Raw genomic sequence first — 13,888 nt, forward strand, 5'->3', positions numbered from 1 at the left:
GGCTTGCCGACTTCGGCAGGCCGGTCCCTTAAGGAGAGGACAATGGTTGCGGTAAGAAGTGCACATCTTAATAAAGCTGGTGAATTTGACCCGAAGAAATGGATCGCGAGTCTGGGAATTTCCAGCCAGCAGTCGTGTGAGCGCTTAGCCGAAACCTGGGATTATTGTCGCGAAAAAACGCAAGGACACCCGCAGGCGGACCTGCTGCTGTGGCGGGGCGTCGAAATGGTGGAGATCCTCTCCACCCTAAGTATGGACATCGATACGCTGCGCGCGGCGCTGCTGTTCCCGCTGGCCGACGGCGAAGTTGTCAGCGAAGAGGTGATGCAGGAGAGCGTAGGTAAATCGGTCGTGACCCTGATTCACGGGGTGCGGGACATGGCCGCTATCCGCCAGCTGAAGGCTACCCATACCGACTCGGTCTCTTCCGAGCAGGTGGATAACATTCGCCGTATGCTGCTGGCGATGGTTGACGATTTCCGCTGCGTGGTCATCAAACTTGCTGAGCGTATCGCGCATCTGCGCGAGGTCAAGGACGCGCCGGAAGATGAGCGCGTTCTTGCGGCGAAAGAGTGCACCAATATCTATGCTCCCCTGGCGAACCGCTTAGGTATCGGCCAGCTGAAGTGGGAGCTGGAAGATTACTGCTTCCGCTATCTGCACCCGGCGGAATACAAGCGCATTGCCAAACTGCTCCACGAGCGCCGTATCGACCGCGAGCATTACATCGAAGAGTTTGTCGGCCACCTGCGCTCAGAGATGAAAGCCGAAGGCGTCAAGGCGGAAGTCTATGGCCGGCCGAAGCATATCTACAGTATCTGGCGCAAAATGCAGAAAAAACACCTCGCTTTCGACGAGCTGTTTGACGTTCGCGCGGTGCGTATTGTGGCTGAGCGTTTGCAGGATTGCTATGCCGCGCTGGGGATCGTCCATACTCACTACCGCCATCTGCCGGATGAATTCGACGACTACGTGGCCAACCCGAAACCCAACGGTTACCAGTCTATCCATACCGTGGTGCTGGGGCCGAGCGGCAAGACGGTGGAAATTCAGATCCGCACCCGGCAGATGCATGAAGACGCCGAGCTGGGCGTGGCCGCACACTGGAAGTACAAAGAGGGTGCGGGAGCTGGTACCAGCGGCGGCCGCGGCTATGAAGACCGTATCGCCTGGCTGCGTAAGCTGATTGCCTGGCAGGAAGAGATGGCCGACTCCGGCGAGATGCTCGACGAAGTGCGCAGCCAGGTCTTCGACGACCGGGTGTATGTCTTTACGCCGAAAGGCGACGTGGTGGACCTGCCTGCGGGGTCGACGCCGCTCGACTTTGCCTATCATATTCACAGCGATGTCGGCCATCGCTGCATCGGCGCCAAAATTGGCGGCCGCATCGTGCCATTCACCTACCAGCTGCAGATGGGCGATCAGATCGAAATTATTACCCAGAAGCAGCCGAACCCGAGCCGTGACTGGCTGAACCCTAACCTCGGCTATGTGACCACCAGCCGCGGACGCTCGAAGATCCACGCCTGGTTCCGTAAGCAGGATCGCGACAAGAACATTCTCGCCGGTCGGCAGATCCTCGACGACGAGCTGGAGCATTTGGGCATCAGCCTGAAGGATGCGGAAAAGCACCTGCTGCCGCGCTATAACTTCAACGAGCTCGATGAACTGCTGGCCGCCATCGGCGGTGGCGATATCCGTCTCAACCAGATGGTCAACTTCCTGCAGGCGCAGTTCAATAAACCTAGCGCCGCCGAGCAGGATGCGGCCGCGCTGAAGCAACTGCAGCAGAAAACCTACACGCCGCAAAATCGCACCAAGGACAATGGCCGGGTAGTGGTGGAAGGGGTAGGCAACCTGATGCACCATATTGCCCGCTGCTGCCAGCCAATCCCGGGCGACGAGATCGTCGGCTTTATCACCCAGGGGCGCGGGATCTCCGTGCATCGCGCGGACTGCGATCAGCTGGCTGAACTGCAGTCGCATGCTCCGGAGCGCATCGTCGATGCGGTATGGGGCGAAAGCTACTCGGCGGGCTACTCGCTGGTGGTCAGGGTGGAGGCGAACGATCGCAGCGGTTTACTGCGCGATATCACTACCATCCTCGCCAATGAGAAGGTGAACGTGCTGGGCGTCGCCAGCCGCAGCGATACCCGTCAGCAGCTGGCAACCATCGATATGACCATCGAGATTTACAACCTGCAGGTGCTGGGCCGGGTGCTCGGTAAGCTCAACCAGGTGCCGGATGTGATCGACGCGCGCCGTCTGCACGGCGGTTAATTCATCTGCAGGCCGGATAAGGCGAAGCCGCCATCCGGCAATTTCGCAACGTCGGATAAGGTCTAAACGCCTTATCCGGCCGACTATTTTTTAAATTTCCAGGATTGTCACATGACTCAAATTGACCGCTTGCTCGGCATCATGCGCCGCCTGCGCGACCCGGAAAACGGCTGCCCATGGGATAAAGAGCAGACCTTTGCCACTATCGCCCCTTACACCCTTGAGGAGACCTACGAGGTCCTCGATGCTATCCAGCGGGAAGATTTTGACGATCTGCGCGGTGAACTGGGCGATCTGCTGTTCCAGGTGGTGTTCTATGCGCAAATGGCGCAGGAAGAGGGACGCTTTAACTTTGACGATATCTGCGCCGCCATCAGCGACAAGCTGGAGCGTCGCCACCCGCATATCTTCGGCGAGGCATCGGCGGGCAATAGCACGGAAGTCCTGGCTCGCTGGGAGCAAATCAAAAGCGCGGAGCGGGCGGAAAAAGCCCAGCATTCGGCACTGGACGATATTCCCCATAGCCTGCCGGCGCTAATGCGCGCGCATAAAATCCAGCGCCGCTGCTCGGCAGTGGGTTTCGACTGGACCTCGCTGGGCCCGGTGCTCGACAAAGTGCATGAAGAAATTGATGAAGTGATGCATGAAGCGCAGCAGGCGGTGGTGGATGAAGCAAAACTGGAAGAGGAAGTGGGCGATCTGCTGTTTGCCACGGTGAACTTATCCCGTCATTTGGGCGTCAAAGCCGAGGTGGCGCTGCAGAAAGCAAACCTCAAATTTGAGCGTCGCTTCCGCGAGGTCGAGCGTATTGTCGCCGCCCGCGGCCTGGAAATGACCGGCGTCGACCTCGATACCATGGAAGAAGTGTGGCAGGAAGTAAAACGCCAGGAAACTGATCTCTAACGGATTTTCGTGATCAAGCGCGATTTGTGTGATTTTATAAATAACAAGCGCTTGATTTACGTCAAAAACATTTCGCCAAAAGCGTCTATTTTCTCTTTCCGTTATGTCGTTGAAACACCATGTAGCCTGCCTCTTCGAGTTGTTCGAGTCGCAACACAGGTGCAACTTGAAGAACGAAGGGGAGGGGAAGAATGAAAGTTTGTGGCGTCACGCATGTTCGGGTATACTACTTTCCCGTCCTGGTTATTCCATCGTTTTACCCTAACTTCTCAGGTTCAGCATGACAACGAACTATATTTTTGTGACCGGCGGGGTCGTATCCTCTCTGGGTAAAGGCATTGCCGCAGCCTCCCTGGCAGCCATTCTTGAAGCCCGTGGTCTCAACGTGACCATCATGAAACTGGATCCGTATATCAACGTCGATCCGGGCACCATGAGCCCAATCCAGCATGGGGAAGTGTTCGTTACTGAAGACGGCGCAGAAACCGATCTGGACCTGGGCCACTATGAGCGTTTTATCCGCACCAAGATGACGCGCCGCAATAACTTCACCACCGGCCGTATCTACTCCGACGTGCTGCGCAAAGAGCGCCGTGGCGACTACCTGGGCGCGACCGTTCAGGTTATCCCGCACATCACCAACGCTATTAAAGAGCGCGTACTGGCGGGCGGCGAAGGCCATGACGTCGTGCTGGTGGAAATCGGCGGTACCGTAGGCGATATCGAATCCCTGCCGTTCCTCGAAGCGATTCGTCAGATGGCGGTAGAGATCGGCCGCGAGCATACCCTGTTCATGCACCTGACTCTGGTGCCGTACATGGCCGCCGCGGGCGAAGTCAAAACCAAGCCGACCCAGCACTCCGTGAAAGAGCTGCTCTCCATCGGTATTCAGCCTGATATTCTGATCTGCCGCTCCGATCGCGCGGTTCCGGCCAACGAACGAGCCAAAATTGCTTTGTTCTGTAACGTTCCGGAAAAGGCTGTGATTTCTCTGAAAGACGTCGATTCCATTTATAAAATTCCGGGCCTGTTGAAATCTCAGGGGCTGGACGATTATATTTGTAAACGATTCAGCTTAACTTGTCCGGAAGCAAACCTGGCCGAATGGGAACAGGTAATCTATGAAGAAGCTAATCCGGCAGGCGAAGTCACCATCGGTATGGTCGGTAAGTACATTGAACTGCCGGATGCCTACAAGTCGGTGATTGAAGCGCTGAAACACGGCGGTCTGAAAAATCGCGTTACCGTCAACATCAAGCTGATCGATTCGCAGGATGTGGAAACGCGCGGCGTCGAAATCCTCAAGGATTTAGACGCTATCCTGATCCCGGGCGGCTTCGGCTACCGCGGCGTTGAAGGCAAGATCGCCACCGCGCGCTATGCGCGTGAAAACAATATTCCTTATCTGGGCATCTGCCTGGGTATGCAGGTTGCGCTGATTGAGTTCGCGCGTAACGTAGCGGGTATGGAAAACGCCAACTCGACGGAATTTGTGCCAGACTGTAAATACCCGGTCGTGGCCCTGATTACCGAATGGCGTGACGAAGATGGCAACGTTGAAGTCCGCTCTGAGAAGAGCGATCTGGGCGGCACCATGCGCCTGGGCGCGCAGCAGTGCCAGCTGAGTGATGATTCTCTGGTACGCCAGCTTTACGGCGAGCCGACCATCACCGAGCGTCATCGTCACCGCTACGAAGTCAACAACATGTTGTTGAAACCGATTGAAGCTGCCGGTCTGCGCGTTGCGGGCCGTTCCGGGGATGATCAGTTGGTCGAGATCATCGAAGTGCCGAACCATCCGTGGTTTGTGGCCTGCCAGTTCCACCCGGAGTTTACTTCGACGCCGCGTGATGGACACCCGCTGTTTGCCGGCTTTGTGAAAGCCGCGAGCGAGTACCAGAAACGCCAGGCGAAGTAAAAAGAGTTTGAACGGCAATGCACCCATCCGGGTGCATTGTTTGTCTGGAGTTTTAGTTTAACTTGTACTGAGGAAAACCTAATGTCCAAAATCGTTAAAGTCATCGGTCGTGAAATCATCGACTCCCGTGGTAACCCGACTGTTGAAGCCGAAGTACACCTGGAAGGTGGTTTCGTCGGTATGGCAGCTGCTCCGTCAGGTGCTTCTACTGGTTCCCGCGAAGCGCTGGAACTGCGCGATGGCGACAAATCCCGTTTCCTGGGTAAAGGCGTAACCAAAGCTGTTGCTGCGGTAAACGGCCCGATCGCTCAGGCAATCCTGGGCAAAGATGCTAAAGATCAGGCTGGCATCGACAAGATCATGATCGACCTGGACGGTACTGAAAACAAATCTAACTTCGGTGCGAACGCTATCCTGGCCGTTTCTCTGGCGAACGCCAAAGCAGCTGCTGCGTCCAAAGGCCTGCCGCTGTACGCGCACATCGCTGAACTGAACGGCACTCCGGGCAAATACTCCATGCCGGTTCCGATGATGAACATCATCAACGGCGGTGAGCACGCTGACAACAACGTCGACATCCAGGAATTCATGATTCAGCCGGTTGGCGCGCCGACCCTGAAAGAAGCAGTACGCATGGGTTCTGAAGTGTTCCATCACCTGGCGAAAGTGCTGAAGTCCAAAGGCATGAACACTGCCGTTGGTGACGAAGGCGGCTACGCGCCGAACCTGGGTTCCAACGCCGAAGCGCTGGCTGTTATCGCTGAAGCGGTTAAAGCTGCAGGCTACGAGCTGGGCAAAGACATCACCCTGGCGATGGACTGCGCGGCGTCTGAATTCTACAAAGACGGTAAATACGTTCTGGCTGGCGAAGGCAACAAAGCGTTCACCTCTGAAGAGTTCACTCACTTCCTGGAAGAGCTGACCAAACAGTACCCGATCGTCTCCATCGAAGATGGTCTGGACGAATCTGACTGGGAAGGTTTCGCTTACCAGACCAAAGTACTGGGCGACAAAATCCAGCTGGTTGGTGACGACCTGTTCGTAACCAACACCAAGATCCTGAAAGAAGGCATCGAAAAAGGCATCGCTAACTCCATCCTGATCAAGTTCAACCAGATCGGTTCTCTGACCGAAACTCTGGCTGCTATCAAGATGGCGAAAGACGCTGGCTACACCGCTGTTATCTCTCACCGTTCTGGCGAAACTGAAGACGCTACCATTGCCGACCTGGCTGTTGGTACCGCTGCAGGCCAGATCAAAACCGGTTCTATGAGCCGTTCTGACCGCGTTGCTAAATACAACCAGCTGATTCGTATCGAAGAAGCGCTGGGTGAGCAAGCGCCGTTCAACGGTCGTAAAGAGATCAAAGGTCAGGCTTAATCCTGTCCTTGTGAAATAATCATGCCAGCCTTCGGGCTGGCATTTTTTTTACGCCTGCGGCCATTATTTAAAGTCGACGGCCATTTGCTGAGGGATCGACAACCCGCGGGTGGTTTCCACGCAGCGGTCGATGTAATCGGTAAAGCGCGGCGGTTTTGGCATCCCCATGCTCAGCAGCTTGTCGTTACTAAAGCGCACGTTCAGTGTGGCGAATGCGCCGTATAAGCGCATGGCTTTCAGCATCAGCCGCTCATTGCATGGCCCAAATATCCCTTTCAGTTCGCGTCTCATTTTGACCAGCGTTTCATAGCTCACCTGGGCGTACTTATCCCCCACCGGCGCCTGCTCCAGGGCCTGAGCCATCGCCCGGTCGATTTCGGCAAACTTCACGCTGTTCTCTTCGCCAGCAGAGATATGCACCACCTCGCCGTGAGCCAGAGGCTGGTTAAGCAGCATTAGCAGGGCGTCGGCGCAGTAGTCCACCGGGATAACGTCAATTCGGTCCTCCATGGAGCACATGAATTTCTGCAGCATCAGCCCCATGCTGAACACCCAGAAAATACTGCTGGAAGGCCGGCAGCCGTGATGGGTATGACCCACCACGATAGAGGGGCGGGCAATTACCAGCGGTAGCGTAGGGCACTGCTGCTGCATCAGCTGCTCGATGGTCGACTTCGAGTGGGTATATTCCACCAGGTGCTCAGCGCGTTCCCGAAACTCCGCGCTTTCGGCGACCAGTGAATCCGGTTCAGGCGAACATGACATCGCCGTACCGACGTGCAGAAAGCGCTGCAGACCCGTCACCTGCGCCATCCGTTGCGCCAGGCGCAGCGTGCCCTCAACGTTAACCTTCCAGATAAGCGGGTTGCTGCCAAATGAGGCGACAGCGGCGCAGTTGAGGACATGGGTGACCTGCTCAAGGCGCGGATCGTTAAGAAAATGCTCCGGAGAGGCGAGATCGCCCAGCAGGATATGCTGCTGGCGCAACATCGCCAGCTTCTCCTCGGCGATGTTGAACTTACGCATGTTCTCTTTGACCCGTTCGAGGCCAGCCTCGGGGCTATCAGCACGTACCAGCAGCAGCAGATCTAACCGGGTTTCCTGATGGAGTATTTTCTCTAACGCGGCACCGCCCAGAAACCCCGTAACGCCGGTAATTAATAATGTGGTCATAAACGCTATCTCATTATGGTTGGTCTGCGGGATTCTAGGCGGGCAAAAGTAAACGACAATTAAATAAAAAAGGGGTCCGATCAGGGCTTTATTAAGACCAGTTTAAGGTTATTATTACCGGGGGATAGAATTGGACTCGCAGATCGGCCAGATAATTCACTCTTTCATGTATCAGTTTGTACATTGCTGTATTTTAAGGTTTTTTATTTTGGTTCTTGGACCTTTTATTTTATCCTGAATGACAGGAATAACATTTTTTGTTACATATTTCCCCCCGCGCGTCAGAATGCTATTTATTTTAATTCTTATCATGCTAATAAACTAAGCCAAAAGAAAAGATTGCCTTTTTAATCAATAATATTATTCCCGACACGGATATTGACGGAGGGGTAAAAAAGCGATCGCAGCACAGGACAAGACCTGGGCAGCGAAATCTGCGATAATGAACGTTTATCACCCTAAACAGAGATGACTATGCAGTACCCGATTAACGAGATGTTCCAGACCCTGCAAGGCGAGGGTTACTTCACCGGCGTGCCTGCCATCTTTATTCGTCTGCAGGGATGCCCGGTAGGATGCGCGTGGTGTGACACCAAGCATACCTGGGACAAGCTGGCCGATCGGGAAGTGTCGTTGTTCAGCATCCTGGCGAAAACCAAAGAGAGCGACAAGTGGGGCCCGGCAAGCAGCGAGGATCTGCTGGCGATTATTGGGCGGCAGGGGTGGACAGCCCGCCACGTGGTCATTACCGGCGGTGAGCCCTGCATTCATGATTTAACGCCGTTAACCTCGCTTCTGGAACAAAACGGCTTTAGCTGTCAGATTGAAACCAGCGGCACCCATGAAGTACGCTGCAGCCCCAATACCTGGGTGACGGTTTCCCCGAAGGTCAATATGCGCGGTGGCTATGACGTGCTGTCTCAGGCCCTGCAGCGTGCGGATGAGATCAAGCATCCGGTAGGGCGCGTCCGCGACATAGAAGCGCTGGACGAACTGCTGGAAACGCTGAGCGATGACAAACCGCGGATCATCGCCCTGCAGCCGATCAGTCAGAAAGAAGATGCGACGCGCCTGTGTATCGACACCTGCATCGCCCGCAACTGGCGCCTGTCCATGCAGACGCACAAGTATCTGAATATTGCCTGATAAAAAAGCCCGGCAGCGTACTGACCGGGCTTTTTATCGCTTACTCGCCGCGATAGACGCAGCCGGCGGTGCAGGTCTCTTTGACCATCACGGCGCTAAGCAGCGGCACCCGCGGTTTCATCTCATCCCAGATCCATTTGGCCAGCACTTCGCTGGTGGGGTTTTCCAGACCAGGAATATCGTTCAGATAATAGTGGTCGAGGCGATCGTATGTCGGCTTAAAGGCGGCCTTCAGCTCGGCAAAATCCATGATCCACCCGGTATGGGGATCGACTTCACCGGTGATCTCCAGACGCACCATAAAGGAGTGGCCATGCAGGCGACCGCATTTGTGTCCTTCCGGGACGTGCGGCAGGTGGTGGGCGGCTTCGAAGGTGAAATCTTTAAACAGCGTGGTGGACATCATTGACTCTCAACAGGACGAAAAAAACCGGCGTAGGGTACCGGAAAGTACATTTTTTCGCATTAACTAAAACGGCCGTGAACAGAAAATGGACATGTCTATCTGCTTTATTTGATTTAATCTCTTATATTTCAATTGCTTATTTAATCGATTTTGTTGTTAATAACTACAACTAAAACAGGTTAGTCCATTTGGTTATTTATTATTTCCATCCCTTCTTTAATTGTTACTATGCCCGCCGTTAACCTTCTATTCTCTTCTGTTTTTGTCGCGCTGACAGGGTGCGAATAACAGCTTTGCTTACTGGAACAAACGACGCATGACGACACAGGCCCCACCTTCCAATTTGCTGCCGCTCAACCCGGAGCAACTGGCGCGCCTTCAGGCGGCCACCACTGACTTCACGCCCACTCAGCTCGCCTGGGTATCTGGCTATTTCTGGGGCGTGCTGAATCAGCAGTCCGGCACGGCGGTAGCCGCCCCCGCCCCGGCCGCCGAGGTACCGACGATCACGCTGATTTCCGCCTCGCAAACCGGCAACGCCCGCCGCGTCGCCGAAGCGCTGCGTGACGATCTGCTGGCGGCGAAGCTGAACGTGAAGCTGGTGAATGCAGGCGATTATAAATTCAAACAAATTGCTGCGGAAAAACTGCTGGTGGTTGTAACGTCCACCCAGGGGGAAGGAGAGCCGCCGGAAGAAGCGGTCGCATTGCATAAGTTCCTGTTCTCTAAGAAAGCGCCGAAGCTGGACGGGACGGCGTTCGCCGTCTTTGGTCTCGGCGATACCTCTTATGAATTTTTCTGTCAGTCCGGCAAAGATTTCGACAACAAGCTGGCCGAGCTCGGCGCGGAACGTCTGCTCGATCGCGTTGATGCCGACGTTGAATATCAGGCCGCGGCCGCTGAATGGCGCGCGCGCGTGGTTGAGGCGCTGAAGGCCCGTGCGCCGGTCGCTGCGCCCGCTCAGCTGGCCACCAGCGGCGCGGTGAACGATATTCACACCAGCCCATATACCAAAGAAGCGCCCCTGACGGCGACCCTGTCGGTCAATCAGAAAATCACCGGCCGCAATTCAGAAAAAGATGTGCGCCATATCGAAATAGACCTCGGTGATTCCGGTCTGCGCTATCAGCCGGGCGACGCCCTGGGCGTCTGGTACCAGAACGATCCTCAGCTGGTGAAAGAGCTGGTGGAGCTGCTGTGGCTGAAAGGCGACGAGCCGGTGACCGTTGAGGGTAAAACTCTGCCGCTGTCGGAAGCCCTGCAGTGGCATTTTGAGCTGACGGTTAACACCGCGACTATCGTTGAAAACTACGCCACCCTGACGCGCAGCGAATCGCTGCTGCCGCTGGTGGGCGACAAAGCTCAGTTGCAGCAGTATGCCGCCGCGACGCCGATCGTCGATATGGTCCGTTTCTCTCCGGCGCAGCTGGACGCTGAGGCGTTAATCGGTCTGCTGCGTCCGCTGACGCCGCGCCTGTATTCTATTGCTTCCTCACAGGCGGAAGTGGAGAGCGAGGTGCATGTCACCGTGGGCGTGGTGCGCTATGAAATTGAAGGCCGCGCCCGGGCTGGCGGCGCCTCCAGCTTCCTCGCCGACCGCGTGGAAGAGGATGGCGAAGTCCGTGTCTTTATCGAACACAACGACAACTTCCGTCTGCCAGCCAACCCGGAGACCCCGGTGATCATGATTGGCCCGGGCACCGGTATTGCGCCGTTCCGCGCCTTTATGCAGCAGCGCGCTGCGGACGGAGCGCAAGGCAAGAACTGGTTGTTCTTCGGCAACCCGCACTTCACCGAAGATTTCCTCTATCAGGTGGAGTGGCAGAGCTATGTGAAGGAAGGTCTGCTGACCCGTATCGATCTGGCCTGGTCCCGCGATCAACAACAAAAAATCTATGTGCAGGACAAACTGCGCGAGCAGGGGGCCGAGCTGTGGCGCTGGATCAATGACGGCGCCCACATTTATGTCTGCGGCGACGCCAATCGTATGGCGAAGGACGTGGAAAACACCTTACTGGAAGTGATTGCCGAATACGGCGCGATGGACGCCGAAGCGGCGGACGAATTTTTAAGTGAGCTGCGCGTTGAGCGCCGTTATCAGCGAGATGTCTACTAATGAGCGAAAAACATCCGGGGCCTTTAGTGGTCGAAGGTAAACTGAGCGATGCCGAGCGCATGAAGCTTGAGAGCAATTACCTGCGCGGCACCATTGCGGAAGATTTAAACGACGGTCTGACCGGCGGTTTTAAAGGCGATAACTTCCTGCTGATCCGTTTCCACGGCATGTACCAGCAGGACGATCGCGATATCCGCGCGGAGCGCGCCGCCCAGAAGCTGGAGCCGCGTCATGCGATGCTGCTCCGCTGCCGTCTGCCGGGCGGGGTGATCACCACCACCCAGTGGAAGGCGATCGATAAGTTTGCCGCTGAGAACACCATTTACGGCAGTATTCGCCTGACCAACCGGCAGACCTTTCAGTTCCACGGCATTCTGAAAAAGAACGTCAAGCCGGTGCATCAGATGCTGCACTCGGTGGGGCTGGACGCGCTGGCCACCGCCAACGATATGAACCGTAACGTGCTGTGCACCTCCAACCCCTACGAGTCGCAGCTGCACGCTGAGGCCTACGAGTGGGCGAAAAAGATCTCTGAGCATCTGCTGCCGCGTACCCGCGCTTATGCCGAGATCTGGCTGGATCAGAAAAAGGTCGCCACTACCGACGAAGAGCCGATCCTCGGCCAGACCTATCTGCCGCGTAAGTTTAAAACCACGGTGGTGATCCCGCCGCAGAACGATATCGATCTGCACGCCAACGACATGAACTTCGTGGCGATCGCCGAAAACGGCAAGCTGGTGGGCTTTAACCTGCTGGTGGGCGGCGGTCTCTCTATCGAACATGGTAACAAAAAAACCTACGCCCGCACGGCGAGCGAATTCGGTTATCTGCCGCTGGAGCATACTCTGGCGGTGGCGGAAGCGGTTGTGACCACCCAGCGCGACTGGGGCAACCGTACCGACCGTAAGAATGCGAAAACCAAGTACACCCTTGAGCGCGTCGGTGTCGAAACCTTCAAAGCGGAAGTGGAGCGCCGGGCAGGCATTAAGTTTGAGCCGATCCGCCCGTACGAATTTACCGGCCGCGGCGATCGCATCGGCTGGGTGAAGGGGATTGATGATAAGTGGCACCTGACGCTGTTTATTGAAAACGGCCGCATTCTCGATTATCCGGGTCGTCCGCTGAAGACTGGCCTGCTGGAGATTGCTAAGGTCCATCAAGGCGAATTCCGCATCACCGCTAACCAGAACCTGATTGTCGCCAGCGTACCGGAAGATCAGAAGGCGCGGATCGAGAAGCTCGCGCGGGATCATGGCCTGATGAATGCCGTCACCCCGCAGCGCGAAAACTCGATGGCCTGCGTCTCCTTCCCGACCTGTCCGCTGGCGATGGCGGAAGCCGAGCGTTTCCTGCCGTCGTTTATCGACAAGGTGGAAGGAGTGATGAGCAAGCACGGCGTGAGCGATGAGCATATCGTCACCCGCGTCACCGGCTGCCCGAACGGCTGCGGCCGCGCGATGCTGGCGGAAGTGGGACTGGTGGGCAAAGCGCCGGGCCGCTATAACCTGCACATCGGCGGTAACCGCAACGGCACCCGCATCCCGCGGATGTACCGTGAGAATATTACCGAGTCGGAAATTCTCGACTCGCTAGACGAACTGGTAGGGCGCTGGGCGAAAGAGCGCGAAGCGGGTGAAGGCTTCGGCGATTTTACGGTGCGTGCGGGCATCATTCGCCCGGTGCTCGACCCAGCCCGCGATTTCTGGGAATAACATCCTGGTGCCCGGTGGCGCGTAGCGATCCGGGCCAGCGAAACCCGTAGGCCGGACGAACGCAGTGTCGTCCGGCAAAACAGGCAAACGAGGTTCATATGTCCGTACTCGATCTAAACGCGCTTAATGCATTGCCGAAAGTGGAACGCATTCTGGCACTCGCGGAAACCAACGCCCAACTGGAAAAGCTTGACGCCGAAGGGCGTGTGGCGTGGGCGCTGGAAAATCTGCCGGGAAACTATGTGCTGTCGTCGAGCTTTGGCATTCAGGCGGCGGTCAGTTTGCATCTGGTGAATCAGATCCGCCCGGATATTCCGGTGATCCTCACCGATACCGGCTACCTGTTCCCGGAAACCTATCAGTTTATTGACGAGCTGACGGACAAGCTCAAGCTGAACCTGAAGGTCTACCGCGCGGCTGAAAGCGCAGCCTGGCAGGAGGCGCGCTACGGCAAGCTGTGGGAGCAGGGCGTTGAGGGCATTGAGAAATACAATGAGATCAACAAGGTTGAGCCGATGAACCGGGCGCTGAAAGAGCTCAATGCGCAGACGTGGTTTGCCGGTCTGCGCCGCGAGCAGTCGGGCAGCCGGGCTACGCTTCCGGTGCTGGCGGTCCAGCGCGGGGTGTTCAAGGTGCTACCGATTATCGACTGGGATAACCGCACGGTGTATCAGTACCTGCAAAAGCACGGGCTGAAGTACCACCCGCTGTGGGATCAGGGCTATCTCTCGGTAGGCGATACCCACACCACCCGCAAATGGGAGCCGGGCATGGCAGAAGAAGAGACCCGGTTCTTCGGGCTTAAACGCGAGTGCGGATTGCACGAGGGTTAAGCTGTTAGCTCTTCCTCTGAG

10 protein-coding genes are annotated in these 13,888 nt (G+C 56.3%); 8 read left to right on the forward strand and 2 right to left on the reverse strand.

Annotated elements, in window-relative coordinates; all coding sequences use genetic code 11:
• The first annotated feature begins 42 nt into the window (after window positions 1-42).
• From relA to eno, 4 genes are all read left to right on the forward strand, one after another.
• Window positions 43-2,280, forward strand: a complete 2,238-nt coding sequence (gene relA / locus AB1E37_RS04990) for a GTP diphosphokinase (RefSeq protein WP_002915217.1) — start codon at window positions 43-45, stop codon at window positions 2,278-2,280.
• 111 nt (window positions 2,281-2,391) lie between these two features.
• Complete coding sequence (gene mazG / locus AB1E37_RS04995) at window positions 2,392-3,183, forward strand: nucleoside triphosphate pyrophosphohydrolase (protein WP_002915215.1); 792 nt, start codon at window positions 2,392-2,394, stop codon at window positions 3,181-3,183.
• Window positions 3,184-3,463: 280 nt separating this feature from the next.
• Window positions 3,464-5,101: a glutamine hydrolyzing CTP synthase gene (gene pyrG / locus AB1E37_RS05000; protein ID WP_004142808.1), complete on the forward strand. Its 1,638-nt coding sequence runs from the start codon at window positions 3,464-3,466 to the stop codon at window positions 5,099-5,101.
• A gap of 81 nt (window positions 5,102-5,182) precedes the next feature.
• A complete protein-coding gene (eno, locus tag AB1E37_RS05005; protein ID WP_002915213.1) occupies window positions 5,183-6,481 on the forward strand; it encodes a phosphopyruvate hydratase in 1,299 nt (432 codons plus the stop codon).
• A gap of 63 nt (window positions 6,482-6,544) precedes the next feature.
• On the opposite strand, the gene AB1E37_RS05010 is transcribed toward eno, so the two are convergent.
• Entirely contained in the window at window positions 6,545-7,654 is a 1,110-nt protein-coding gene (locus tag AB1E37_RS05010) for an SDR family oxidoreductase (protein ID WP_004174640.1), read from the reverse strand.
• Between the two features lie 474 nt (window positions 7,655-8,128).
• On the opposite strand from AB1E37_RS05010, the gene queE reads away from it, so the two are divergent.
• Window positions 8,129-8,800 carry a 7-carboxy-7-deazaguanine synthase QueE gene (queE, locus tag AB1E37_RS05015; RefSeq protein ID WP_002915210.1) on the forward strand — a complete coding sequence of 224 codons (672 nt, stop codon included), beginning with the start codon at window positions 8,129-8,131 and terminating at the stop codon, window positions 8,798-8,800.
• Between the two features lie 40 nt (window positions 8,801-8,840).
• Here the strand turns inward: queE and queD are convergent, their stop codons facing one another.
• Window positions 8,841-9,206, reverse strand: a complete 366-nt coding sequence (queD, locus tag AB1E37_RS05020; RefSeq protein ID WP_004174641.1) for a 6-carboxytetrahydropterin synthase QueD — start codon at window positions 9,204-9,206, stop codon at window positions 8,841-8,843.
• A gap of 316 nt (window positions 9,207-9,522) precedes the next feature.
• On the opposite strand from queD, the gene cysJ reads away from it, so the two are divergent.
• The 3 genes from cysJ to cysH all read left to right on the forward strand — a co-directional run bounded on the left by cysJ (window position 9,523) and on the right by cysH (window position 13,867).
• Window positions 9,523-11,322, forward strand: coding sequence for an NADPH-dependent assimilatory sulfite reductase flavoprotein subunit (gene cysJ, locus AB1E37_RS05025; RefSeq protein WP_004174642.1), 1,800 nt, complete (start codon window positions 9,523-9,525; stop codon window positions 11,320-11,322).
• Window positions 11,322-13,034 carry an assimilatory sulfite reductase (NADPH) hemoprotein subunit gene (gene cysI, locus AB1E37_RS05030; protein WP_004142787.1) on the forward strand — a complete coding sequence of 571 codons (1,713 nt, stop codon included), beginning with the start codon at window positions 11,322-11,324 and terminating at the stop codon, window positions 13,032-13,034. Before cysJ ends, cysI begins: the two co-directional genes overlap by 1 nt.
• Window positions 13,035-13,132: 98 nt before the next feature.
• Window positions 13,133-13,867, forward strand: coding sequence for a phosphoadenosine phosphosulfate reductase (gene cysH / locus AB1E37_RS05035; RefSeq protein WP_002915177.1), 735 nt, complete (start codon window positions 13,133-13,135; stop codon window positions 13,865-13,867).
• The last annotated feature ends 21 nt before the right edge of the window (window positions 13,868-13,888 follow it).

It is taken from the genome of Klebsiella sp. Shm-1, assembly GCF_040804525.1.
In the GTDB taxonomy this organism is placed as follows: Bacteria; Pseudomonadota; Gammaproteobacteria; order Enterobacterales; family Enterobacteriaceae; genus Klebsiella; species Klebsiella pneumoniae.